This window comes from Kitasatospora sp. NPDC004799, assembly GCF_040609095.1.
Lineage (GTDB): Bacteria > Actinomycetota > Actinomycetes > Streptomycetales > Streptomycetaceae > Kitasatospora.
On record NZ_JBEXJK010000112.1, the window covers coordinates 1 to 21,162 of the forward strand.

A 21,162-nucleotide genomic window follows, 5' to 3' on the forward strand; every position below is an offset into this window, starting at 1 on the left:
CCGATCTGTCGCGTCGGGCTCGCCGGCCTCGCCGGTCGAGGAGCCCGAGGCCGACGAGCTGCGCAGCGACCTCGTCAAGGTCCGTCGCCGCGGCGCCGGCACCGAACTCGCGCCCAACGCCTGACCGTTCCCCCGTACTGGAGAGTCACCCACCATGCCCCAGCTGTCCGCGGACACGCTGCTCGCCCTCGACCGCGCCCACGTCTGGCACCCCTACGGGCCGATGCCCGGCACCGTCACCCCGTACGTGGTCGAATCCGCCTCGGGGGTGCGGCTGCGCCTGGCCGAGCCGCTCGCGGGCGGACGGACGGAGCTGGTGGACGGGATGTCGTCCTGGTGGGCGGCGATCCACGGCTACCGGCACCCGGTGCTGGACGAGGCGGTGCGCGACCAGTTGGGGCGGATGAGCCACGTGATGTTCGGCGGGCTCACCCACGAGCCCGCCGTCCGGCTGGCCGCCCGGCTGGTGGAGATCACCCCGGAGCCGCTGCGGCACGTCTTCCTCGCCGACTCGGGCTCGGTGGCCGTCGAGGTCGCGATGAAGATGTGCCTGCAGTACTGGCAGTCCATCGGCCGGCCGGCCAAGCGCCGGCTGCTCACCTGGCGCGGCGGCTACCACGGGGACACCTTCCACCCGATGTCGGTCTGCGACCCGGACGGCGGGATGCACCAGCTGTGGGGCGGGGTGCTGCCCGGCCAGTTGTTCGCCCCGGAGCCGCCGGCCGGGTTCGACGCCCCGCTCGACCCCGAATACGCCGAGCGGTTCGAGGAGTTGATGGCCCGTCACGCCGACGAGCTGGCCGCCGTCATCGTCGAGCCGGTGGTCCAGGGCGCGGGCGGGATGCGCTTCCACTCCCCCGCGTACCTGCGGATGCTGCGCGAACTCTGCGACCGGTACGGGGTGTTGCTGGTCTTCGACGAGATCGCCACCGGATTCGGGCGCAGCGGCGCGCTGTTCGCCGCCGACCACGCGGGCGTCTCGCCGGACGTGATGTGCCTGGGCAAGGCGCTGACCGGCGGCTACCTGACCCTGGCCGCCGCGCTGTGCACCGGCGAGATCGCGGACGGGATCAGCCGCGGCGAGGTGCCGGTGCTCGCCCACGGGCCGACGTTCATGGGCAACCCACTGGCCTGCGCGGTCGCCAACGCCTCGCTGGACCTGCTGCTCGGGCAGGACTGGTCGACGGAGGTGAAGCGGATCGAGGCCGGGCTGACCGAGGGCCTCGCGGCCGCGGCGGACGTCCCCGGCGTGCTCGACGTACGGACCCGAGGGGCCATCGGCGTCGTGCAGTTGGACCACCCGGTCGACATGGCGGCGGCCACCGAGGCGGCGGCGCGCGAGGGCGTCTGGCTGCGGCCGTTCCGGGACCTGATCTACACCATGCCGCCGTACGTGACGCAGGACGAGGACGTGGCACGGATCGCCGCCGCCGTGACCGCCGCGGCGGTGGCGGGATGAGCGCGCGCATCCTGTTCGTGACGGGCACGAACACCGACGTCGGCAAGACGGTCGCCACGGCGGCGGTCGCGGCGGTGGCGCTGCGGGCCGGCCTGAAGGTCGCGGTGCTCAAGCCGGGGCAGACGGGCGTGGCACCGGGCGAGCCCGGGGACGCCGACGAAGTCCGGCGACTGGCAGGCGAACTGACGGTTCGTGAGCTGGCGCGGTACCCGGAGCCGCTGGCACCCGACACCGCCGCCCGGCGGGCCGGGATGCCGTACCTCTCCCCCGCCGAGGTGGTCTCCGAGGTCGCCGACCTGGCTTCCACACACGACCTGGTGCTTGTGGAAGGCGCGGGCGGGCTGCTGGTCCGGTACGACGACGAGGGCCGCACGCTCGCCGACCAGGCCCGGGCGGTGCTCGACTCGGGACTCCCCGCCTCGGTCGTGCTCGTGGCTTCCGCCGGCCTCGGCACGCTCAACATCGTCGCCCTCACGGCGGAGGCCCTCGCGGCCCGTGGACTGCCGCTCGCGGGCGTGCTCGTCGGCTCCTGGCCCGCCGCGCCCGGCCTCGCCGAGCGCTGCAATCTGGCCGACCTGCCGCGTTCGGCCGGCGCTCCGCTGCTCGGCGCGCTGCCCGAACGGTCGGGCGGCGCGGCGGACTTCGCCGCCCTCGCGTACGCGTCGCTGGGCCCTGAGCTGGGCGGCGGCTGGGACGTGGAGCACTTCACGCACGTCCATCGGCCGGAATCGGCTCCGCTTCGCTCGAAGGGGTGATCCCGGCTTCCGGCCCTGTCGGATCGGCCCGGTGGCTCAATACCGTTCCTTCCATGACAGACGGGCTCACCGCAGACGAGGCCCTGCGGGCCTTGGCCGCCCTGGAGGCGGCGTGGAAGGACGACGACGAGGCACTGTCCGCCCTGGCGGCGGGCAGCGACGGCGAACGGCCGCTGCCGGCGCTGGTCGCCGCGTACGGCGAGCATGCGATGGACACGCTGATGGCGCTGGCCTTCGGGCTGCGCGCGACCATGAGCGACGAGGAGATCGCCGAGATCTCGGACGCGGTCAGCTCCAACATCGGCGCCCGGATGAGCGCGCTGCTCACCCAGACCCTGAAGGCCTGGGGCATGCTGGCGCCCGCGGACGACCTCTCGGTGACGAAGATCATCGCCCACACGGTGATCGACGCGATGCGGGCCGTCACGGAGGACCCGAGCAAGACCGAGGTGCTGCCCCTGCTGGCGACGTTCCGCACGTACGCGCTCAACGGCACCTGAGGGACGGGGAAATGAGCGCGGGCTTCGAGTGTGACTCGAAGCCCGCGCTGCTTTCTATGCCTGCGACCTCATCCATCCGGCGGCGAAAGCGAATCCGCCGGTCGAGGATGCGAGGAAGACGAGGACGTACGCCATCGCGCTGGCCGCCGGGGAAACGTGCTCGGGAATCATCAGGAGAACCGATGCCGCGAACACGAGACTTCCGGCGGTGATGACGCCGGCTCCGACTACGGCCGCATACCTCTGCGGAGGACGACGACCAGCCGCTCGATGACGTCCGGCCGGGCGGCCCCGAGGTCGATCAGGATGACGCCGGTGGCCTTGGCCGAGCGCCAGTCGATCCCGAGGGACGGGAGCTTCACGGAGGCGGCCTCCAGGACGGCCTGGAGGTCGTCGAGGACGTCGGCCGCGGCGCGGCGGTCCTCCGCCGTGATCTTGTCGATCATGCTGCTCATCAGGCATCTCATTGTTCGGTGGTCGTGAGCCAACGCGCTTCGGTGTCCCACTCGACGCCCCCGGTGAGCGGGCGGAGGTACGCGCGGCCGTGCTGCCACCCCATGAAGGCGGCCCAGCGGCCGGAGCGGACGTCGAAGACCCGCTCGCCGATGGTCGAGGGACGGTACGGGATGGGAGGCGGCGCCACCCGCCGCGCGGGCGGCGCCGCCGGGGTGAAGGAGTCGGCGCTCATCCGCGCCTCGGGGATGGAGTCGCCGCACTGCGGGCACCGGCAGGCCGGAAAGTTCCGCCGCAGAATCAGGCTTTCGGATTGATTGTTCGTCATATCCACCGACTAGTCTCTCTCTGTTGTTATCCCCTCACCAAGAGTGTCCAATCGGAGCTAGCATGGGAAGCGCTTCACTTTGACACCGGGCACTGTGGAAATGGGTGATCGCCATGTCTCAGCGAGACGTCGACCCGACCTCATCTGCGAACGCGGCCATCGGCGTTCAGCTCCGGCGCTTCCGCAAGGCGAGGGGTCTGACGCAGGTCGAACTCGGACGACGGACCAACTACAGCGACTCGCTGATCTCCATGATCGAGAACGGCGACCGCCCCGCCCCGCTGAACCTCGTCCGGCGCTGCGACAAGGAGCTCGACACCTGCGACGCGCTTGAACTCCTGTACTGGACCGCCAAGAGCAGCACCTTGATCGGCGGATTCCTCTCATTCATCGAGCACGAGCGCAAGGCCACCGCCTTCAAGGTCTACGAACTGAACGTCATCCCCGGGCTGCTCCAGACGCGGGCCTACGCCACAGCGATCGTCAGCGCCGAGGCCCGGCGAGGCGAGATCCCTGAGGACAAGGTCAGCGAACGCGTGAATGTCCGCATGGCGCGGCAAGCCGTGCTCTACAAGGAACCCGCTCCCTCCATCCGCATCGTCATGGAGGAGAGCTGCCTGCGGCCCGTCGGTGGCCCCTTCGTCATGGCCGAACAGCTTCGCCGGCTTGAGAGCGTGGCCAGCCTCCCGCACGTCATGCTGCAGATCGCGCCATCCAGTCTTGGCGAGAACCTTCCGTCGCTCTTGCCGTACACGCTCCTCACCTCCCCGAGCGGGGCATGGATGGCCTACCTCGAAACCAAACAACGGGGCTACGTGGAGCGGGAAAGCGAGGAGAACATCCGCTCCCTCGCAAGGACTTACGATTGGCTCCAGGCCCAAGCCCTCTCATGTGCGGACACGCTGACTCTGATCCGCGCGCGTCTCAAGGAGTTCCACGCCATGTTCCCCATCTCGGCTGCCAAGCCCAACTCCTGGCTGAAGTCCTCGTACAGCAGCGGCGGCGGGAACTGCATCGAGGTCGCACCGGGCCACCCGGCCATCCTCCCCGTCCGCGACAGCAAGGACCCCGACGGCCCCCAGCTCGCCTTCGGCCTCGACGCCTGGCAGTCCTTCATCACCGGCGTCAAGTCCGGCGACTTCGGCACCGTCTGACCCCTCGCCGCTCAGCGGCCTTCCGCCACCAGGAAGCGGCCCGAGCGCCAGTGGAGGCGGGCCGGGCCGCCGGTGGGCCAGTCGTGGTTGAGGTGGCGGCGGCCGCGGCCGAGGGCGCCCAGGTCGTGGGGGCGCAGCGTTCCGCGAACCAGCCCGGTGGCCTCCGCGCCGGTCACCGGCAGGATCGTCACGTACTGGGCGTCGTCGCCGCCCATCCAGTCGACGACCTCGGTGAAGATCCACACGAAGCGCTGCGAACACTCCTTGCAGCGCCGCAGGTTCACCGAGAAGTGCGAGCCGTCCACCACCTCCGCCTCGTGCTCGAAGCCCTCCTGCTGCCGCCGCCACACGGCCCGCTCGTCCTCGCCGTAGCACTTCGCGCAGCCGAACTCCGCCATCGGCCTTCCCCTCGGTCGACTCCTGTTCCGCGACTGTCCCGCGACGTCCCGGTCGCGGCCCATGATGCCCCCGGCTCCCCGCGCGACGGCCGGGCCTTTCACCCACCCGGTGAACAATTCACGGTCCGTTCCCGCACCGTTCGCGCCCCGGGGCTGACCGCCGGCGCGCCGGTTGACCGGGAGGGGCGACGGCGAGGGTGACGCGTACATGTCCTAGATTTCTCGGATACCTCGCGCCCACGATCACCGCCCAGAATCGGCGATGGGCGTTCCGGTGAGAGCGGACGCTCGTCAAGTCACCCATTCGAGGCAGGAGTTGATCAAGCATGTCACGCTTCGTCAAGCGCACCGGTGCCGTCCTCGCGGCGGCCGCCGTCACGCTCTCGCTGTCCGGCGCGGCCACGGCCGTCGCCCAGCCCACGGCGGCCACCGGCTCGGCCGGGCACTGCGTGGTGAGCGCGGAGGGCGGGCCGTCGAAGTGCTTCGGCACCTACCGGGAGGCCATCTCGTTCGCCACCGCCGGGCGGGTCGTCGACGCTCCGGCGAGCGCCGCCGCGGCCGCCCGCGACAACGCGTTCGCCGAGAAGCTGAACGGCCAGGCCGGCCTCAACCTGGTGGTCCTGGGCACGATCTACGACGACTTCTTCTTCGAGGGCCAGTCGATCACCTACACCGGCCCGCACGGCTGCTACGACGGGAACGAGGCGGACTACTCGTTCGACATCGCCGCCCCGCTCCAGAACCACGTGTACTCGGTGCGCCCGTACGCCAACTGCTGGTTCAACCTGTTCACCGGGTTCCAGGCCACCGGCTACGCCAGCCCCAGCTACAAGGGCGAGACCGTGCAGGTGGACGAGGCCTGGCGGACCCACTCCAAGTCGCTGACGCTCGGCTGACCGACGGCCCCGACGCCCACCTGGTAGTCGCGGGGGGGTGCCTCTATGTCCTTCGTCAAGGCCGGGCGGGTCATGCCGGCAGGGTTTCGGGGGTGCGGGTTTCGTAGAGGGTGCCGTCGCGGAGCATGGCGAACAGGACGCTGATGCGTTGCCGGGCGAGGCGGAGGAGGGCTTGGGTGTGGGTCTTGCCGCGGTCTCGCTGCCGGTCGTAGTAGGCCCGGGAGTCGGGGTCGTGGAGGGCGGCGAACGCGGAGAGGAACATGGCCCGTTTGAGGAGCCGGTTGCCGGTCCTGGGGGCGTGTTCGCCGTGGATGGAGGACCCGGAGGACTTCGTCGCCGGAGCGAGGCCGGCGTAGGAGGCCAGGTGGGCGGCGGTGGGGAAGCTGGTGCCGTCGCCGACGGTGACCAGCAGGGTGGCGGCGGTCCTGACGCCGACTCCGGGCATCGAGGTCAGGACCGTGGAAAGAGGGTGGGCCTCCAGCAGTTCGCTGATCTGGGCTTCGACGGCTCGCCGCTGTTCGTGGACGGCCGCGAGCGAGCGGGCCAGGGAGGGCACCACGACGTCCAGGGTGGTGGTGCCCGGGACGACGACGGTCTGCTCGTCGAGCGCGTCGAAGATCTCGTTGATGAGGCGTTCGGCCATGCGCGGGGCCTTGGGCCGTATCAGGGTCACGAGTCTTCGCCGGCCGGCCTTGCGCAGGGCGGCCGGGGAGCCGTGCTGTTCCAGGAGGTGGGTGACGGCGGGGTGGTCCAGGCGGGGGCCGAGGACGCGTTCGAGGGAGGGGTGGAACTGGGTGAGCAGGCCGCGCAGGCGGTTGCTGGTGCGGGTGGCCTCGGCGGCGAGGTCCTGGTCGAAGCCGGTCAGGACGGTGAGCTGGGCTGCGGTCTCGTCGGCGAGTTCGAGGGCGCGCAGGGTGTGGGGCATGGTGCGGGCGGCGTCCGCGATCACGCGGGCGTCGCGGGCGTCGGTCTTGGCCTCGCCGGGGTAGAGGTCGGCGATGCGGCGCATGGCCAGGCCTGGCAGGTAGGCGACCTCGCAGCCGGCGTCACGGGCCACCGCGAGCGGAAGGGCGCCGATCGAGGCCGGCTGGTCGACGATGACCAGGACGCGGCCGAACTTGGCGGTGAGCTTGTCGATGACGGCCCGCAGCTTCGGTTCGCTGTTGGGAAGCCGCTTGTCGAAGACTGTCTTGCCTGCGGCGGTCAGGCCGTGGCCGTGGTGGTCGCCCTTGCCGACGTCCAGGCCGAGGAAGACGGCGATGTCACTCGTGTCGAACACCGAACCCCCCGAGGGTCGTTCATCCGCCCTGGCCTCGCCCGTCGGCACCGTTCGCGCGCATCCACGTTACGCAGACCCGGTACCCGTTGGCGGCCGGGCGTTGCGCTCGGCCGGGTGCCGGTCAGGCCTCTCATCAGCGGTCATACGGTGCTCCGGGCCGCGGTGACACCACCCCCCAGGTCATGCGATCGACAGGGGGCAACAGTCATGCCGGGCCCGGAGGCCAGGAGCCCCATTTCAGGGCCACGAAAAAGGTAACGGGGGCAGGGCCGGGCAGGGGCGGGTCCGTGGACGAACCCGCCCCTGCCCGTTCCCCCGCCCACCCGCACACGCCCGGCCGGGCGTACCCGGCCGGTGTCGGGCGAGGCCTCCCGGCCGGTGTCGGGCCGCTGGGGTTCACTGAGCGCCGAGGTGGCCGCGGGCGGCCGTTCGGATGCGAGGAGGCTTGCGGATGGGTACGACCGGGCTGGGTCGGGAGGATCTCAGGGCGCCGCTGGTGGCGCCCGCGACGGCGGCCGAGCGGATCGGGCTGGAGATCGAGTGCGGCGTCGTCGACCCGCGGACCGGGCTCGCCGCCCCCTACCCGGGAGGAAGCGGGATGCGGGCCGTCCTGGAGGCGGTGCTCGCGGAGTGGGACGGCAAGGCGCTCTTCGACGCGGGGGAACTGGTCGGGGTCGAGCCGCCCGCCGGCGGCCTGATCGGGCTCGAACACGGCGGCCAGCTGGAGTACTCCGCCCCACCGGCGGCCGATCTGGCCACGGCCGTGGCGGACGTACGGCTCACCCTCACCCGGCTGGCGGAGCTCCTCCGGCGCTTCGACCTGGCCCTCCTGCCGGGCGCCTACCTGCCGTTCGACCGGATCGAGACCGTCCCCTGGGTACCGCTGAGCCGCGGCCCGCTGATGCGCAGCCACTTCGCCGCCCTCGGCGAGGCGGGCAGCGGCGGGGCGAGGATCCTGTCGATGTCGACGTGCACCCAGGTGCACCTCGACCACCTCTCCGAGGAGGACTTCACCCAGAAGCTGCGGATGCAGGCCGCCGCATCACCGGTGATCGCCGCGCTGCTCGTCAACTCGCCGCTGTCCGGCGGCCGGCTCGACGGACTGCTCTCGCACCGCTGCCGGGACTGGCTGCTGACGGACCCGCAGCGCTGCGGCCTGGTACGCCCGGCCCTGCGCGCCGACGTGCGCATCGACGACGTCGTCGACTGGGCGCTGCGCATCCCCATGGTCTACTACCAGGACAGGGCGGGAGCGCTCCGGCCCGCGCCCGACCGGCCGTTCGCCTCGCTCCTCCGGGACGGGTTCGACGACGGCACCCGGCCGCTGTCCAGCCACTGGACCGCCCACCTGGCACAGATCTGGACGCACGTCAGGATCCGGCGCACCCTCGAACTGCGCGCGGCCGACGGCCCCGCGTACGAGAACTTCCAGGTCGTGCCCGCGCTGTGGACGGGGCTCAGCTACCACGCGCCGTCCCGGGCCGCGGCCTGGGAGCTGCTGCGGCACTACAGCGTGGCCCAGTTGCGGGAGACGACGAGCAGGTTCCCGGCCGAGGGCCTGCGCACCCTGCTCGGCGGCGACCGCGTGCACGAACTCGCGGGCGAGCTGGTCCGGTTGGCCCGGGAAGGACTGGAGGCCCGGGTGGCCGCCGGCCTGGAGCGCCCCGAGGTGCCGGCCTACCTCGACCCGCTGGACGAGGTGCTGCACACCGGGCGGACCTTCGCCGAGCAGTGCGCCGACCGCTGGGAGACGGACCTGCGACGCGATCCGCGCCGCTACGTCGCGCTCCACCGGGTCTGACCGCGCTTCGCGGGCCCAGCAGCTGCCGGCTGCTGGGCCCGCCCACCGCCTCGTGGAATTCCTAGGAATCCAATTCCGGAGCCAGTGCGAAAAGCCTGTAGGAATCAGCGTTGGCGATGGCCTTTCCCGGATCCTTCTGGGCCAGCTCCTTGCACGGGTCCGAGTCGAAAGCCAGTAGCTGGGTGGCGCCGGTGATGGCGAACTCACTGGCCAGCTGCACCAGCATGCCGGGCTGGAGCTGCGAGTAGCGGAAGAAGTTCGGGTAAAGGTTGATCTCGCCGTACCTGTTCGGATCGACGTAGCCGAATTCATGCTGGCTGTCCCTGCGGTCCAGGGAGTACGTGAACTCGGAAATCTTCTTCCGATGCTCTCCGCCGGTCAGCAGGTAGAAGGTTTTTGCGACCTTCGAGTAACTGGCGGAATTGTACTCTCCAAACCACGTCTCGAACCGGGGCGAGCCCTCCTTCAGCTGCTGAAGGTAGAGGTGCGCCGACATCGCGAGCTTGTGCGCTTCCTCGGCGGCTTGTGTCACCGCACTCTGCTGGCCGGCGCTCATGTTCAAGAAACGTGACGAGTCCGAATCGGTCATGCCATTCCCTCCAGGAGTACAACGGTCCCTCGCCGCCACGGACGGTCACCGCGGCGGGGCCGTGCCCTGCCGACGGCCGGATGCGCCGGTGTCCCGGATGCGCCGGTGTCGTGGACGGCTGCGTCGGACCGACCCCGGCCCTTGCAGCCGAGCTCGCCGTGCGCGGTCACGCGGCTGTCTGCCGCGATCCCCTCGGCTCCTTCGGTCAGGACAAGACGAAGGCGACCCTAGATACCAAGGCCCCCGCAGCGGGCAGACTCGCCTGATCCACCACTCGTTCGAGTGAATGCAGCCGGAAGATGACGAGATCACCGCACTCCCCGCTCCCAGTGCGTTGCCCAGCAGGAACGGAAGAACGCGGCTGGAGTGCCAGGCCTTGACGGGTGCCGCCGGCCTGGCGGCCTGCTCGATCTTCGCTCAGCAGGCCGCACGGGCTTCCTCGTCGATTCAGGTGCCGGGGGAAGGCTTCGAACCTTCACGCCCCCTGGGGGACACCCGACCACGAGGGTCGGGCGCGTCTGCCACTTCCGCCACCCCGGCCTGTCGAACTCCGACGGGAACAACGCTAACAGCCGTCCGGCAGCGCGTGAAGTACGCGTCGGAGATCGATATCGGACGGCCGGAAACCGCCTCCCCCGAATACCGATCAACCGGCCCCGCATTCCTTTTGTGAATTCGATCTCCACAGCACACCACCCCTTGTCGGGCCCGGAATCCCGCCGTACTCTCGGCCCAGTTGGTCCCATTGCCGACAGGGGGACTCCCGTGCCCGATCAGCGCTCGGTATTCCTGAGTTATCCGCCGGCCTCCAGCATCTGGCACCTGCCGATGGGAATCGCCTACCTCAGCGCGATCCTCGAAGAACGCGGCCACCACGTCGTCCAGCACTACGGCTACGTCGAGGCCGTCGAGCACGTCCTGCGGCGGCACGGCGGCGCTCCGGTCGACGAGGCCCTGCGCACCGTGCGCGACCCCGACGCCTCGATCCTGCGGCGCCACGACGCCCGCCGCCTGTTCGAGGAGGTCTCGGCGAGCACCTCCTCGACCTTCGAGGACTTCGGCGTCGAGCGCAACAACGTGAAGTGCGACTCACGGCACTTCAAGGGCGACGTCGGCGAACTGCGGTGGGTGCTCGCCCACCGCGAGGAGCACGTCTTCCACGACTACTTCGCCGGGACGGAGCTGGCCCGCATCCGCGCCGCCGGCGCGGACGTGGTCGGCATCAGCGTCGCCGACGAGCGGCAGCTGGTGAGCGCCTGCGTGCTCGCCGGTCTCGTCCGCGAACAGCTGCCGCACGTACGGCTGTTCATGGGCGGGAACTACTGGGCCCGCACCATGGACGCCTACCACGACCCCGCGTTCGTCGCCCTGTTCGACCACTGGGACGCCATCGTGTACGCCGAGGGCTTCCGGCCCGTGGTCGAGCTGGTCGAGGGGGCCGACCCGGCCACCGTCCCGGGCGTGGTGTGGCGCGACGGCGGCACCGTGCGGGTCAACCCGCGCACGCCCGCCCCCGTCGACTACGAGTCTCTGCCCACCCCGGTGTTCGACCGCTCCATCCGGCAGTGGAGTCCGGACTTCGTGCCGCCGCTCTACACGATGTCCAACTGCCCCATGCGCTGCGGCTTCTGCTCGATCGCGGCCGGCAGCGACAGCTTCCTGCACAAGCCGCGGGTGATGTCCGAACGCCGCGTCGCCGAGCACATCGCCGCGCTCGGCGTGGAACGCGTCGATTTCGTGGACGAATACCTCACCATCCCCCGGCAGCTGAGAATCGGACGGGAACTCGCGCGTATCGGACACCGCGCCACCTGGCAGTGCTATCTGACCGCGAGCGACCAACTGCTGAAACCGGAGGCCTGCCGGGCGCTGGCCGAGGCCGGCTGCAGCGCCGTGCAACTCGGGCTGGAATCCCTCGATCCGGACACCCTGCGGCAGGAGGCGAAACCCTGGAACCACCCGGCGAATTACGGCCGCATTCTCCGGAACCTGCACGACGCCGGAATCCAGGTCCACGTCTTCATCATCGTCGGCGTGCCCGGCGAGCCGATCAACCGGTCCCTGCGGTGGCTGCCCTTCCTGGAGGAGCACGGCGAGCACATCCTGACCATCAAGTCCGGCCGCTACCGGCTCACCCGGCGGGCCCCGGACGAGCGAGCCGCCTCGCTCCACCAGCTGTCCGGGCTGCAGGTGACCGGCGAGGACCGGAAGCTGCTCAACCTCAACCGCGACCAGTTCCGGTACACCTCCGGCGGGCTCAGCCGCAAGCGCGTCGAGGCCGTGCGCGACCTCCTCGAGGAGGCCTGCCGCCGGCACTGGGCCTACCAGGTCACCTCGGACATCCCCTGGTGGACCAACCGGGGCCGGTTCACCCTGGAGCAGCTGCGCGCCGACGCCGAGGTCCTCCGGGCGCACCGCCCCGCCGAACCGTCCATCCCGGCGAGCCACCTCAAGCGCGGGCTCTCCAAGGTGGCCAGCGCGCTGCACGACGAACTCGGCCTGCGCGCCGCGCCCGCCACGTACGAGGACGCCCGCGACATCGCCGCCCGACTGGACGCCGCCGAGGCGGCGGGAGCCGAAGCGGCCGGGGCAGGCACCGGGCGCGGGTAGCACCGACCCCGGCCCGGCAGCCCGCCCGACAGCCCCCGCTCAGGCCTCCAGCAGGACGGCGGGCAACGCCGCCTCCCGCACCAGGGCGCGCGGCAGGGTGAGACCGAAGTGGCGGCCGAGGACCTCCAGGCAGGCGCGGTGAAGGTCCTCGCCCGAGCGGTCGTGGTCGGGCAGCCCGGCGGCGGCCAGCTCGGCCGTCAGGGCGGCGACGGTGTCCGGCTCGCCGTCCACGCCGTCGGGGCCCCAGCTGCCGTCCAGGTGCAGGTTGAGGAAGCAGGTGCTCCGACCGTCCCGGTAGCCGTGGAAGAACGGCGGCACCGGCTTGCCGTTCTCCTCCTCGAACTCCAGGTGGTAGACCTCGGCGCCGCCGCGCGAGGCGGCCGGCGGGACGCTCAGCTCGCCCTGCCAGTAGCCGTACGCCACCGCGAAGGCGAGGTCGCCGGTGCGGCCGTGGTGCAGTGCGATGTCCTCGACCTCGCCGGCGAACTCGAGCTCGTACTCCTCGGCCAGCGCCTCGGCGGTGAGCTCACCGAGCGGCCGGGCGGTGCACCCCGGGAACCCCTCGGCGATCCGGGCCACCAGCTCCTCCGGCTCGACTCCCCGGGCCAGCACCACGCTGTAGCCGCCGTAGGCGATCGCCCCGGGTTCGGCGAGCCATGCGATTCCATCCGTCATGGCGATCATCCTGCAGCACGCCACCGACAACCGGCCGGGAATTTCCCCGGCCGGGGAAGCCGTTCGGAAAACCGAACGATCAGCCCGGCGGACACACCACCCGCCTCAGTGCCCGTGCCCCGGCGCCGGGCCGGGCGGCGCCTGGCCCTCCGCCGGGTCGGCGAGGTGCAGGCGCTGCTCCGAGCGGTGCTGCAGCAGGAGCACCGAGCGCACCGGCTCGCCGCTCACGGCGGTGTAGCTGTGCGGCAGGGCGGCGTCGAAGCCGATGTAGTCGCCCGGGCCGAGTTCCACCTCGTGGCGGCCCGCCCGGACGCGCAGCCGGCCGGCCTGGACGACGGTGTGCTCGGTGCCGCCGTGGCCGCCGGAGATCTGGGTGCCGTCGATCCGCACCACCTGGTCGAAGACCTCGAACACCACGTCCCCGGCCTCGATCCGGCGCAGCGGCCGCAGGTCGACGCCGCGTCCGCTGAACACCTCGGTGTCGGCCGCGCGCACCACCGTGACCTCGCCGGCGGGCCGGGCCTCCACCAGGTCGGAGATCGGCACGCCGAGCACCCGGGAGAGCCCGAGCACCGTCTCCAGGGTCGGGTTCCCGGCCCCGGACTCCAGCTGGGAGAGCGTCGCCTTGCCCACCCCGGCCCGCCGGGACAGCTCGGACAGCGACAGGCCGCGCTGGGCCCGCACCCGCTTCAGGTTGGCGGCCAGGACGCCCCGGACGGTTTCCTCGGCAGCGGTCACGCTGAACCCCTTCTCTCCCGGCACTGTTCGATATACCGTACGGGACGCACACCGACGGACGGGGCAGCGTAGCGAAGCGCCGCGCTTCCCTCACCTTCACCTGGAGACCGCAGTGACCGAGCCCGCCGAGCCCATCAAGTACCGGAAGAACGGCCTGACCCGCGGCGTCACGGACGAACTCGCCGAGAACATGACCAAGGGCTGGGCCGACACCGAGCGCACCGCCCTGGAGCCGGTCCCGCAGGCCGGGCACACCGCCCGCCGTCGCGCCGAGCTGTCCGCCGCCTTCCCCGGCGAGCTGCTGGTCGTCCCGGCCGGCAACCCCAAGGTGCGGGCGAACGACACCGACTACCCGTTCCGCCCCTCCTCCGACTACGCCTACCTGACCGGCGACCAGTCCCAGGACGGCGTCCTGGTGCTCACCCCCACCGGGGAGAGCGGCCACGAGGCCGTGCTCTACCTGCGCGACCGCTCCCGCACCGACAACGGCGAGTTCTGGCTGGACAACCACGGCGAGCTCTGGGACGGCCGCCGCAACAGCCTGACCGAGAGCGAGCGGCTGTTCGGCCTGCCCTGCCGGGACGTGCGCACCGTCCGCGCCGACCTGCGCGCCGCCGCCGGCCCGGTGCGGGTGCTGCGCCGCCACGACGCGGGCGTGGAGCAGGCCCTCGCGGACCGGGCGGTCGCCGAGCGCGACGAGGAGTTCGAGGTCTTCCTGTCCGGACTGCGCCTGGTCAAGGACGAGTTCGAGATCGAGGAGCTGCGCTTCGCCTGCGCCGCCACCGCCCGCGGCTTCGAGGACGTGGTGCGCGTGCTCGGCACCGACTCCGCGACCGCCGAGCGGCTGATCGAGGGCACCTTCTTCGTCCGCGCCCGGGTCGAGGGCAACGACGTGGGCTACAGCACCATCGCGGCGGCCGGCCCGCACGCGACCACCCTGCACTGGGTGCGCAACAACGGCCACGCCCGGCCCGGCGACCTCCTGCTGCTCGACGCGGGCGTGGAGACCAACCACCTCTACACCGCCGACGTCACCCGCACCCTGCCGGTCAGCGGCCGCTTCACCGAGATCCAGCGCAAGGTCTACGACGCCGTGTACGCGGCCCAGGAGGCCGGCATCGCGGCGGTGCGGCCGGGCGGGCGGTTCCGCGACTTCCACCACGCCGCCCAGCGCGAGCTGGCCGAACACCTCACCTCCTGGGGCCTGTTCGGCGACCTGGGCGCGGACAAGGTGTACGAGCTGGGCCTGCACCGCCGCTTCACGCTGGCGGGCACCGGCCACATGCTGGGCATCGACGTCCACGACTGCGCCCACTCCCGCACCGAGGAGCACGTCGACGGCCCGCTGAAGCCGGGCATGGTGCTCACCGTCGAGCCGGGCATCTACTTCCAGGAGAACGACCTGACGGTGCCGGAGGAGTACCGGGGCATCGGGGTGCGGATCGAGGACGACATCCTGGTCACCGCGGACGGCAACGAGAACCTCTCCGCCGACCTCCCGCGCCGCTCCGACGAGGTCGAGGCCTGGCTGGCCCGCCTGCGCGGCTGAGCGGCTGAGCGGCGAGGGGCCGAACAGCGGCGAGCGGCACCGGGGACGCCCCTGGTGCCGCTCGCCGTACGGCTGGGCGCACCGCCCCGGCTACGACAGCTGCCGCAGCGCCTCGCCGACCCGCCGCACGGCGGCCTCGACGTCCTCGGGCAGCCGGGCGGTGAAGCAGAGCCGGAAGAAGCCGGGCTCCGCGTTGTGCATGGTCCCGCCCGGCAGCAGGGAGACCTCGGTGGGCTTGGCGGCGAGGTAGCGGAACAGCCACTCCTCGTTCGGGTCGAGCCCGTCCGGCCCGATGGCCGGCAGCCCGCTCACGTGCTCGCCGGGCGCGCGCTTGCCGAGGTACCCGCTGAGGTCGAGCCAGAAGAACATCGCCGCGTTGTCGCCCTCCCGGTGGACGTACTCGATCCCGGCCTCGTCCAGGGCCGCCTTGGTCCTGCGGAAGCTCTCGCTCAACAGCGTGCGGTACTCGCGCATCGCGTACGTCGTGTAGGGCTCGCCGTCGGCGGTGGCCTTGAACAGCTCCCCGACGACGTAGGTCTTCAGCGAGTCGAACGGGGAGAACCAGGGCAGTGCGCGGGTCTGCTCGGCCGGGTCGTCGCTGCCCAGCATGGCGCGGTGCACGGCCTCGTTCCGGGAGATCACGAATCCGGTGCGGAAGCCGGACAGCCCGAAGTCCTTGGCGAAGCCCCACACCAGGTGGATCCGGTCGGCGAACCCGTGGTACGCCTCCAGGGCCACCGCGCTGGTGAACGGCGTGGTCCCGCTGTCGAGTTGGGAGTGACAGTAGATCTCGTCGGAGATGATGTGGAGGTCGGTCTCCGCGAGCGCCCAGCCGTAGATCTCGTCGAGCAGCTCCCTGGGGTAGTTGACGCCCAGCGGGTTGTGCGGATTGGTGAGGACGAGCAGCCGCGGGTTGTGCCCCGCCTCCTTCCGCGCCTCGTAGGCGTTGCGGAGCAGGTTCAGGGTGAGCCGGTAGCGGTCCTCGCCGTGGGTGGGCAGGTGGACCGGGACGCACCTCAGCCCGGGCCGCTCCTGGAAGGACCAGTTGAAGCCCTGCCAGTACGGCGCCGGGATCAGCACCTCGTCCCCCGGCTCGAGCGGTGTCCCGCCCGTCCCCCGCCGCCGCATGAGCCCGAAGGCGATGCACTCCAGCGCGGAGGAGACCCCGGCGCAGCCGAACACGTCGTCCATCGCGACCGTGCGGCCGAACGCCAGGCTGAGCAGGTCCGCCGCCTGCTGGCGCAGCCACGGGATGCCGACCGGGGCCATGTACTTGATGTTCGCCTCGGGGATCAGCCGGATCTTCTCGAAGACGTCCCGCTGCATCGAGTGGTGGTACAGCAGGACGTTCTCCGCGACGGACAGGTCGATCGCGGTGTCGGGGGCCAGGTGCTGGTGGTAGAAGGCGAGGGCCTGCTCGAAGTCGGGCAGGCCGGCGTGCAGGTCGGCGACCGCCTGGGGCGGGCCGAGCCTGAGTCCGTTCGCGGTGGTGGTCATGGTGGGTCCCCTGTCGGGTGGGCGGGCTCCGCGGTGTGCCGGAACGGCGTCGGACGATCCGAACGGTTCCGTTCGCACACGCATCGGCCCCAGCCGACCACGCGCCCGGGACGGCCGCCAGCACTCGACGGCCGTCCGGACGACGGGCGCCCGGACCACGGGCGGGGTCCGGACGTCAGGGCCCGGGCCGGCAGCGCGGGCCCCGGCCGGCAGCACGCGGGCCCGGGCCGGCAGCACGCGGGGCTCAGGCCGGCAGCGGCTTGACCCAGCGGCTCCACTGCGGCTCGGGCGCGTAGCCGGCCGCCTGCCAGGTGCGGTGGCCGAGCGCGTTGTCGTCCAGCACCATGGCGTCCGCGCGCCGCCCGCCGAGCGCGGCGAACCGCTCCTCGGCGGCCGCCAGCAGCGCGGCACCGATGCCCCGGCGGCGGTGCCCGGGGTCGACGGCGAGGCGGTAGAGGTGGCAGCGCCAGCCGTCCCAGCCGGCGATCACCGTACCGAGGACGGTCGCCGGGTCGTCCGCCGGGGTGGCGACGATCAGGCAGTGCGGGTCCCGGGCGAGCAACGCGGCCACCCCCGCCTCGTCGTCCGTGATGCTGGTGCCCTTGGCGGCCCGGGCCCAGAGGGCCAGCAGGGCGGGGATCTCGGCGGGGACGGCGGCGCGCAGGGCGATCTGGTCGGTCATGCGCGCCTGTCTACCAGCCGCCCCCGCCGCGCCGCCGGGAATTCCGCGCCGTGGACGGCCGGGACGTGGACGGTCCGAGGTGGACCGTCCGAGGTGGACCGTCCACAGGTCGGATACCGACCGTCAGAAGTGGCGGCCGGCCTCGCGCTCGGCCTTCTCCAGCGCGTTGATCTTGCGCTGCAGCTCGTCGGCCTGGGCACGGGCCCGGCGGGCCGCCTCCTTCTCGCCCTCCTTGTCCATCCGCAGCGCCTTCTGGCGCAGCTCGTAGACCTGCTGGCGCATCTGGTTGAGGTCGGCGGTGTGCGAAGCGGCCGCCGCGGGCTGGGCGGTGGCGACCTGGGCGACCGTCGCCAGGGCGCCGCCGGCCAGGGCCGCGGTCAGGACGAGGGCGGGAATGCGTCGACGCATGGGTGACTCCTTGCGGTGGTACGTGGTGCACTGACTGGCCGTCATTCGATTACCGGCCGGTAACCATTCTGGCACGGCGGTCCGACGGCGACGGCGCCCGCTCCCCGGGCCGGAACCTCCGACGGTCCGTCAGCCCAGGCGCCACACCGTGGTGGTCTTGACCGCGGTGTCCTCCAGGTCCGCGACCACCGGCACCTGGTACGCCGCCAGCGCGGTGAACCGCTCCCGGGGCAGATAGGCCCGGCCCGGGTCGCCGACCACGACGGTCGCGCCGCGCGCCGCGGCCCGCTCCAGGAAGGGCAGGAAGCGGGCGGCCATGGCCCGTTCGTAGAAGACGTCGCCCGCGAGCACCACCTCGGCGGGCCCGCCGTCGCCGTCCACCAGGTCCACCAGGGCGCCGTCCACCCGCACCCCGTTGGCCTCGGCGTTCAGCCCGATCGCGGCCACCGCGTAGGCGTCGATCTCGGCGGCGCGCACCTCCGCCGCCCCGCACAGCGCGGCGGCCACCCCGACCAGCCCGGAACCGGCCGCCACGTCCAACACCCGTCGGCCCGCGACCAGTTCGGGGTGGTCCAGCACGTAGCGGGCGACCGCCACCCCGCCCGCCCAGGCGAACGCCCAGAACGGCGGCGGCAGCCCGGCCTCCCCGCGCGCCCGCTCGGTGCTCTCCCACAGGGTGATGGCGTCCTCGGCCATGTGCAGGTCGATCTCGGGCACGAAGGGGACGGGCTTCAGCTCGGTCTCCCGCCGGATGAAGGCGAGGTCCTCGGCGGGCTGAAGGGTGCGCAGCTCACTCGACATGCCCCGCAGCATAGGGCCCGCAGCGGGGCGCACCGGCGGCAACGCCCGCCGCTCCCGGCCGGGTTCGTCCCCGCTCACTCCCCTTCGGCCCCGTTCACCCTCGTTCGTCCACCACCCGCTTGATCTTCCCGACCGAGCGCTCCAGCGTGTACGGGTCCACCACCTCGGCCGCGACCGTGATCCCGACCCCGTCCTTCACCGCCCGGACGATCTCCGCCCGCGCCGCCTCCCGCTGCTCGGTGGAGGCCTCCGGGCGGGCCTCCACCCGGACGGTCATGTGGTCCAGCCGCCCCCGCCGGCCGAGCCGCAGCTGGAAATGCGGCGCGACGTGCGGGGTGCGCAGCAGGACCTCCTCGATCTGGGTCGGGAAGACGTTCACCCCGCGCAGGATGATCATGTCGTCGCTGCGCCCGGTGACCTTCTCCATCCGCCGGAAGGCCGGCCGCGCGGTGCCGGGCAGCAGCCGGCTGAGGTCGCGGGTGCGGTAGCGGACGATCGGCAGCGCCTCCTTGGTGAGCGAGGTGAAGACCAGTTCGCCGCCCTCGCCGTCGGGCAGCACCTCGTCGGCCCCCAGCCGATCGGACAGCGGGTCGACGATCTCCGGGTAGAAGTGGTCCTCCCAGATGTGCAGCCCGTCCTTGGTCTCCACGCACTCCTGCGCGACGCCGGGGCCGATCACCTCGGAGAGGCCGTATATGTCGACGGCGTGCAGGTCGAGCCGGTCCTCGATCTCGCGCCGCATCTCCTCCGTCCAGGGCTCGGCCCCGAAGATGCCGATCCGCAGCGAGGTGGTGCGCGGGTCGACGCCCTGCTTCTCGAACTCGTCCAGCAGGGTCAGCAGGTAGGACGGGGTGACCATGATGATCTCGGGCTCGAAGTCCAGGATCAGCCGCACCTGGCGGGCCGTCATGCCGCCGGAGGCCGGGATGACGGTGCAGCCGGCCCGCTCGGCGCCGTAGTGCGCGCCCAGGCCGCCGGTGAACAGCCCGTAGCCGTAGGCGATGTGCACCTTGTGGCCGGGCCGGCCGCCGGCTGCGCGGATCGAGCGGGCGACCACGTCGGCCCACAGGGAGAGGTCGCCGTCGGTGTAGCCGACCACGGTCGGCAGTCCGGTGGTGCCGCTGGAGGCGTGGATCCGGCGGACCCGTTCCATCGGGACGGCGAACATGCCGAAGGGGTAGCCCTCGCGCAGGTCGGCCTTGGTGGTGAAGGGGAAGCGGGCGAGGTCGCCCAGGGTGCGGCAGTCCTCGGGGCGGACCCCGGCGGCGTCGAACTTGCGGCGGTAGAGCTCGACGTTGTCGTACGCGTGCCGCAGCGTGGCCCGCAGCCGGGTGAGCTGGTGGGCGCGCAGCTCGTCCGGCGCCATCCGCTCGCCGGCGTCCAGGAGCTCCGGCGGCAGGGGCTCCCCGAGGTGTCGGCGCGGGACGGGTGCGGTGCCGGTCATCGTCGCTCCTTCGCTGCTCTGCGCTGCCCGGTCGGGGCCGTTCGAAAAGGCCTACCGATCGTTCGGTCAGGGGTGCTCCGCTCCATTGATCCAGTACCCGAACCACCTGTCAAGGGATCGCGCAGGCCCGCCGGAATGTACGGTTCCGACCACTTGGCGGCGGCCTCATGGCGATCACGGGTCGACCTCGCGACAGCGCCCGCTCGACAGCTTGGCTTTCCGATATGAAAATCATTACGGAAGCTTGACCCGCCGGCGGCCTCCCCCGCCCCGGCCCCGTGGTTCAGTAGTGCGGTTCCGACCCGCACCCCGGAGTGATCACCGTGCCCACGACTCCCGCCCTGGTCAGCGCGCTGCGCCAACTCGGCGACCGACCCGCCGTCGTCGCCGACGGGCGCGCGATCAGCGGCATCGGCCTGCTGCTCGGCGTCTCACCGCCGGGCGGCCTGCCCCGGGCCCTCGCCCGGCACGTCGCCGAGCACGCCGCGCTGCCGCCCGCCGCCGCCCGCGCCGCCGAGCAGCGGCTGCGCCACTGGGCCGGCGTCCTCGGCCCGCCCCCGATCCGGCACACCGTGCTGCACCCGGTCACCGACCTCGCCGTCGACCTCGCCCTCGCCACCCTGCTGGCCGGCGGCACCGTCCACTGCGGCGACCCCGACCAGCGGCCCGCACAGCAGCTCGCCGCCGTCGCCGCCGCCCGGGCCACCCACCTCAGCCTGCCCTCCGCCCTGCTCTGGCGGCTCAGCCGGGAGCCCGGGCTCGGCACGTCCGGTGCTCTCGACGCCTACGACCTGGGCTCGCTGCGCCTGGTCCTGCACGTCGGCCCCGAGCCCCGGCAGGAGGACGTGTACGCCGCCGTCGACGCGCTCGGCGCCGTCCTCGCCCACGTCCGCGCCCCGGACAGCGACACCGAGGCCGCCGACCGCCGGCTGCGCGCCGACGCCGAGGCCGCCTCGGCCGCCGCCTGGAAGTACGGCATCGGCGTCACCGCCGAGCAGGTCCGCGAGTTCGGCGCCCGGCTCGACCGGGCCGTGCTCGCCACGCTGCTGCACACCCTCCAGCAGAGCGGCGTGCTCACCGACCCCGCGCGGCTCCACCCCGAGGCCGAGGTGCTGGCCGCCGCCATGGTCACCCCCGCCCAGCGCC

Annotated in this window: 21 protein-coding genes and 1 tRNA gene; 9 read left to right on the plus strand and 13 right to left on the minus strand. The window is 72.2% G+C overall.

Annotated elements, in window-relative coordinates; genetic code table 11:
- Positions 1 to 154 precede the first annotated feature (154 nt).
- Genes ABZW03_RS16720 through ABZW03_RS16730 form a run of 3 tightly spaced genes read left to right on the plus strand, consistent with a single transcriptional unit; the run spans position 155 to position 2,714 of the window.
- Entirely contained in the window at positions 155 to 1,459 is a 1,305-nt protein-coding gene (locus ABZW03_RS16720) for an adenosylmethionine--8-amino-7-oxononanoate transaminase (protein ID WP_355257943.1), read from the plus strand.
- Positions 1,456 to 2,214 (plus strand): dethiobiotin synthase, encoded by a 759-nt coding sequence (bioD, locus tag ABZW03_RS16725; RefSeq protein ID WP_355257946.1) that lies wholly within the window; start codon positions 1,456 to 1,458, stop codon positions 2,212 to 2,214. Before ABZW03_RS16720 ends, bioD begins: the two co-directional genes overlap by 4 nt.
- A 53-nt stretch (positions 2,215 to 2,267) precedes the next feature.
- Entirely contained in the window at positions 2,268 to 2,714 is a 447-nt protein-coding gene (locus ABZW03_RS16730) for a hypothetical protein (RefSeq protein ID WP_355257949.1), read from the plus strand.
- Between the two features lie 227 nt (positions 2,715 to 2,941).
- Here the strand turns inward: ABZW03_RS16730 and ABZW03_RS16735 are convergent, their stop codons facing one another.
- Together ABZW03_RS16735 and ABZW03_RS16740 are read right to left on the minus strand one after the other, a co-directional pair.
- Entirely contained in the window at positions 2,942 to 3,169 is a 228-nt protein-coding gene (locus tag ABZW03_RS16735; protein WP_355257952.1) for a hypothetical protein, read from the minus strand.
- A gap of 8 nt (positions 3,170 to 3,177) precedes the next feature.
- Positions 3,178 to 3,501, minus strand: coding sequence for a hypothetical protein (locus ABZW03_RS16740; RefSeq protein ID WP_355257954.1), 324 nt, complete (start codon positions 3,499 to 3,501; stop codon positions 3,178 to 3,180).
- Between the two features lie 107 nt (positions 3,502 to 3,608).
- Here ABZW03_RS16740 and ABZW03_RS16745 point away from each other — a divergent pair, with 107 nt between their 5' ends.
- Positions 3,609 to 4,649, plus strand: a complete 1,041-nt coding sequence (locus ABZW03_RS16745) for a Scr1 family TA system antitoxin-like transcriptional regulator (protein ID WP_355258000.1) — start codon at positions 3,609 to 3,611, stop codon at positions 4,647 to 4,649.
- Between the two features lie 11 nt (positions 4,650 to 4,660).
- Here ABZW03_RS16745 and ABZW03_RS16750 read toward each other — a convergent pair whose 3' ends face one another.
- A complete protein-coding gene (locus ABZW03_RS16750) occupies positions 4,661 to 5,047 on the minus strand; it encodes a hypothetical protein (protein ID WP_355257957.1) in 387 nt (128 codons plus the stop codon).
- Positions 5,048 to 5,373: 326 nt separating this feature from the next.
- Here ABZW03_RS16750 and ABZW03_RS16755 point away from each other — a divergent pair, with 326 nt between their 5' ends.
- A complete protein-coding gene (locus ABZW03_RS16755; RefSeq protein WP_355257960.1) occupies positions 5,374 to 5,943 on the plus strand; it encodes a hypothetical protein in 570 nt (189 codons plus the stop codon).
- A 70-nt stretch (positions 5,944 to 6,013) separates the two neighbouring features.
- Here the strand turns inward: ABZW03_RS16755 and ABZW03_RS16760 are convergent, their stop codons facing one another.
- A complete protein-coding gene (locus ABZW03_RS16760) occupies positions 6,014 to 7,222 on the minus strand; it encodes an IS110 family transposase (protein ID WP_355257963.1) in 1,209 nt (402 codons plus the stop codon).
- A gap of 451 nt (positions 7,223 to 7,673) precedes the next feature.
- Here ABZW03_RS16760 and ABZW03_RS16765 point away from each other — a divergent pair, with 451 nt between their 5' ends.
- A complete protein-coding gene (locus ABZW03_RS16765; protein WP_355257965.1) occupies positions 7,674 to 9,023 on the plus strand; it encodes a glutamate-cysteine ligase family protein in 1,350 nt (449 codons plus the stop codon).
- A 61-nt stretch (positions 9,024 to 9,084) separates the two neighbouring features.
- On the opposite strand, the gene ABZW03_RS16770 is transcribed toward ABZW03_RS16765, so the two are convergent.
- Positions 9,085 to 9,612, minus strand: a complete 528-nt coding sequence (locus tag ABZW03_RS16770) for a M35 family metallo-endopeptidase (protein ID WP_355257967.1) — start codon at positions 9,610 to 9,612, stop codon at positions 9,085 to 9,087.
- A gap of 452 nt (positions 9,613 to 10,064) precedes the next feature.
- Positions 10,065 to 10,152 (minus strand) — tRNA-Glu (locus ABZW03_RS16775).
- Between the two features lie 288 nt (positions 10,153 to 10,440).
- On the opposite strand from ABZW03_RS16775, the gene ABZW03_RS16780 reads away from it, so the two are divergent.
- Positions 10,441 to 12,222 carry a radical SAM protein gene (locus ABZW03_RS16780; protein WP_355257970.1) on the plus strand — a complete coding sequence of 594 codons (1,782 nt, stop codon included), beginning with the start codon at positions 10,441 to 10,443 and terminating at the stop codon, positions 12,220 to 12,222.
- 39 nt (positions 12,223 to 12,261) lie between these two features.
- On the opposite strand, the gene ABZW03_RS16785 is transcribed toward ABZW03_RS16780, so the two are convergent.
- On the minus strand, positions 12,262 to 12,897 hold the full coding sequence (locus tag ABZW03_RS16785) for a hypothetical protein (RefSeq protein WP_355257973.1): 636 nt from the start codon (positions 12,895 to 12,897) through the stop codon (positions 12,262 to 12,264).
- Between the two features lie 105 nt (positions 12,898 to 13,002).
- The gene (locus tag ABZW03_RS16790) at positions 13,003 to 13,635 is read right to left on the minus strand and encodes an XRE family transcriptional regulator (RefSeq protein ID WP_355257976.1); all 633 of its coding nucleotides are present in this window, start codon (positions 13,633 to 13,635) and stop codon (positions 13,003 to 13,005) included.
- 112 nt (positions 13,636 to 13,747) lie between these two features.
- Between ABZW03_RS16790 and ABZW03_RS16795 the strand changes: the two genes are divergently transcribed.
- Positions 13,748 to 15,184 (plus strand): aminopeptidase P family protein, encoded by a 1,437-nt coding sequence (locus tag ABZW03_RS16795; RefSeq protein WP_355257979.1) that lies wholly within the window; start codon positions 13,748 to 13,750, stop codon positions 15,182 to 15,184.
- 90 nt (positions 15,185 to 15,274) lie between these two features.
- Here the strand turns inward: ABZW03_RS16795 and ABZW03_RS16800 are convergent, their stop codons facing one another.
- The 5 genes from ABZW03_RS16800 to paaK form a co-directional block, all read right to left on the minus strand.
- Entirely contained in the window at positions 15,275 to 16,681 is a 1,407-nt protein-coding gene (locus ABZW03_RS16800) for a pyridoxal phosphate-dependent aminotransferase (RefSeq protein ID WP_355257982.1), read from the minus strand.
- Between the two features lie 244 nt (positions 16,682 to 16,925).
- Positions 16,926 to 17,363, minus strand: a complete 438-nt coding sequence (locus ABZW03_RS16805) for a GNAT family N-acetyltransferase (RefSeq protein WP_355257985.1) — start codon at positions 17,361 to 17,363, stop codon at positions 16,926 to 16,928.
- Between the two features lie 123 nt (positions 17,364 to 17,486).
- Entirely contained in the window at positions 17,487 to 17,771 is a 285-nt protein-coding gene (locus ABZW03_RS16810) for a hypothetical protein (RefSeq protein WP_355257988.1), read from the minus strand.
- A gap of 129 nt (positions 17,772 to 17,900) precedes the next feature.
- Complete coding sequence (locus ABZW03_RS16815; protein WP_355257991.1) at positions 17,901 to 18,572, minus strand: methyltransferase; 672 nt, start codon at positions 18,570 to 18,572, stop codon at positions 17,901 to 17,903.
- A gap of 94 nt (positions 18,573 to 18,666) precedes the next feature.
- On the minus strand, positions 18,667 to 20,016 hold the full coding sequence (paaK, locus tag ABZW03_RS16820) for a phenylacetate--CoA ligase PaaK (RefSeq protein WP_355257994.1): 1,350 nt from the start codon (positions 20,014 to 20,016) through the stop codon (positions 18,667 to 18,669).
- A gap of 323 nt (positions 20,017 to 20,339) precedes the next feature.
- Between paaK and ABZW03_RS16825 the strand changes: the two genes are divergently transcribed.
- Positions 20,340 to 21,162 (plus strand): hypothetical protein (locus ABZW03_RS16825; protein WP_355257997.1); only part of this gene is annotated, 823 nt, incomplete at its 3' end.

What these genes read in the sequence shown, in the direction of transcription:
- ABZW03_RS16720 (WP_355257943.1), top strand. Translation starts at nt 155, where the DNA reads ATGCCCCAGCTGTCCGCGGACACGCTGCTCGCCCTCGACCGCGCCCAC.
- bioD (WP_355257946.1), top strand. Translation starts at nt 1,456, where the DNA reads ATGAGCGCGCGCATCCTGTTCGTGACGGGCACGAACACCGACGTCGGC.
- ABZW03_RS16730 (WP_355257949.1), top strand. Translation starts at nt 2,268, where the DNA reads ATGACAGACGGGCTCACCGCAGACGAGGCCCTGCGGGCCTTGGCCGCC.
- ABZW03_RS16735 (WP_355257952.1), bottom strand. Translation starts at nt 3,169, where the DNA reads ATGAGCAGCATGATCGACAAGATCACGGCGGAGGACCGCCGCGCCGCG.
- ABZW03_RS16745 (WP_355258000.1), top strand. Translation starts at nt 3,609, where the DNA reads ATGTCTCAGCGAGACGTCGACCCGACCTCATCTGCGAACGCGGCCATC.
- ABZW03_RS16750 (WP_355257957.1), bottom strand. Translation starts at nt 5,047, where the DNA reads ATGGCGGAGTTCGGCTGCGCGAAGTGCTACGGCGAGGACGAGCGGGCC.
- ABZW03_RS16755 (WP_355257960.1), top strand. Translation starts at nt 5,374, where the DNA reads ATGTCACGCTTCGTCAAGCGCACCGGTGCCGTCCTCGCGGCGGCCGCC.
- ABZW03_RS16765 (WP_355257965.1), top strand. Translation starts at nt 7,674, where the DNA reads ATGGGTACGACCGGGCTGGGTCGGGAGGATCTCAGGGCGCCGCTGGTG.
- ABZW03_RS16770 (WP_355257967.1), bottom strand. Translation starts at nt 9,612, where the DNA reads ATGACCGATTCGGACTCGTCACGTTTCTTGAACATGAGCGCCGGCCAG.
- ABZW03_RS16780 (WP_355257970.1), top strand. Translation starts at nt 10,441, where the DNA reads ATGGGAATCGCCTACCTCAGCGCGATCCTCGAAGAACGCGGCCACCAC.
- ABZW03_RS16785 (WP_355257973.1), bottom strand. Translation starts at nt 12,897, where the DNA reads ATGACGGATGGAATCGCATGGCTCGCCGAACCCGGGGCGATCGCCTAC.
- ABZW03_RS16800 (WP_355257982.1), bottom strand. Translation starts at nt 16,681, where the DNA reads ATGACCACCACCGCGAACGGACTCAGGCTCGGCCCGCCCCAGGCGGTC.
- ABZW03_RS16805 (WP_355257985.1), bottom strand. Translation starts at nt 17,363, where the DNA reads ATGACCGACCAGATCGCCCTGCGCGCCGCCGTCCCCGCCGAGATCCCC.
- ABZW03_RS16810 (WP_355257988.1), bottom strand. Translation starts at nt 17,771, where the DNA reads ATGCGTCGACGCATTCCCGCCCTCGTCCTGACCGCGGCCCTGGCCGGC.
- ABZW03_RS16815 (WP_355257991.1), bottom strand. Translation starts at nt 18,572, where the DNA reads ATGTCGAGTGAGCTGCGCACCCTTCAGCCCGCCGAGGACCTCGCCTTC.
- paaK (WP_355257994.1), bottom strand. Translation starts at nt 20,016, where the DNA reads ATGACCGGCACCGCACCCGTCCCGCGCCGACACCTCGGGGAGCCCCTG.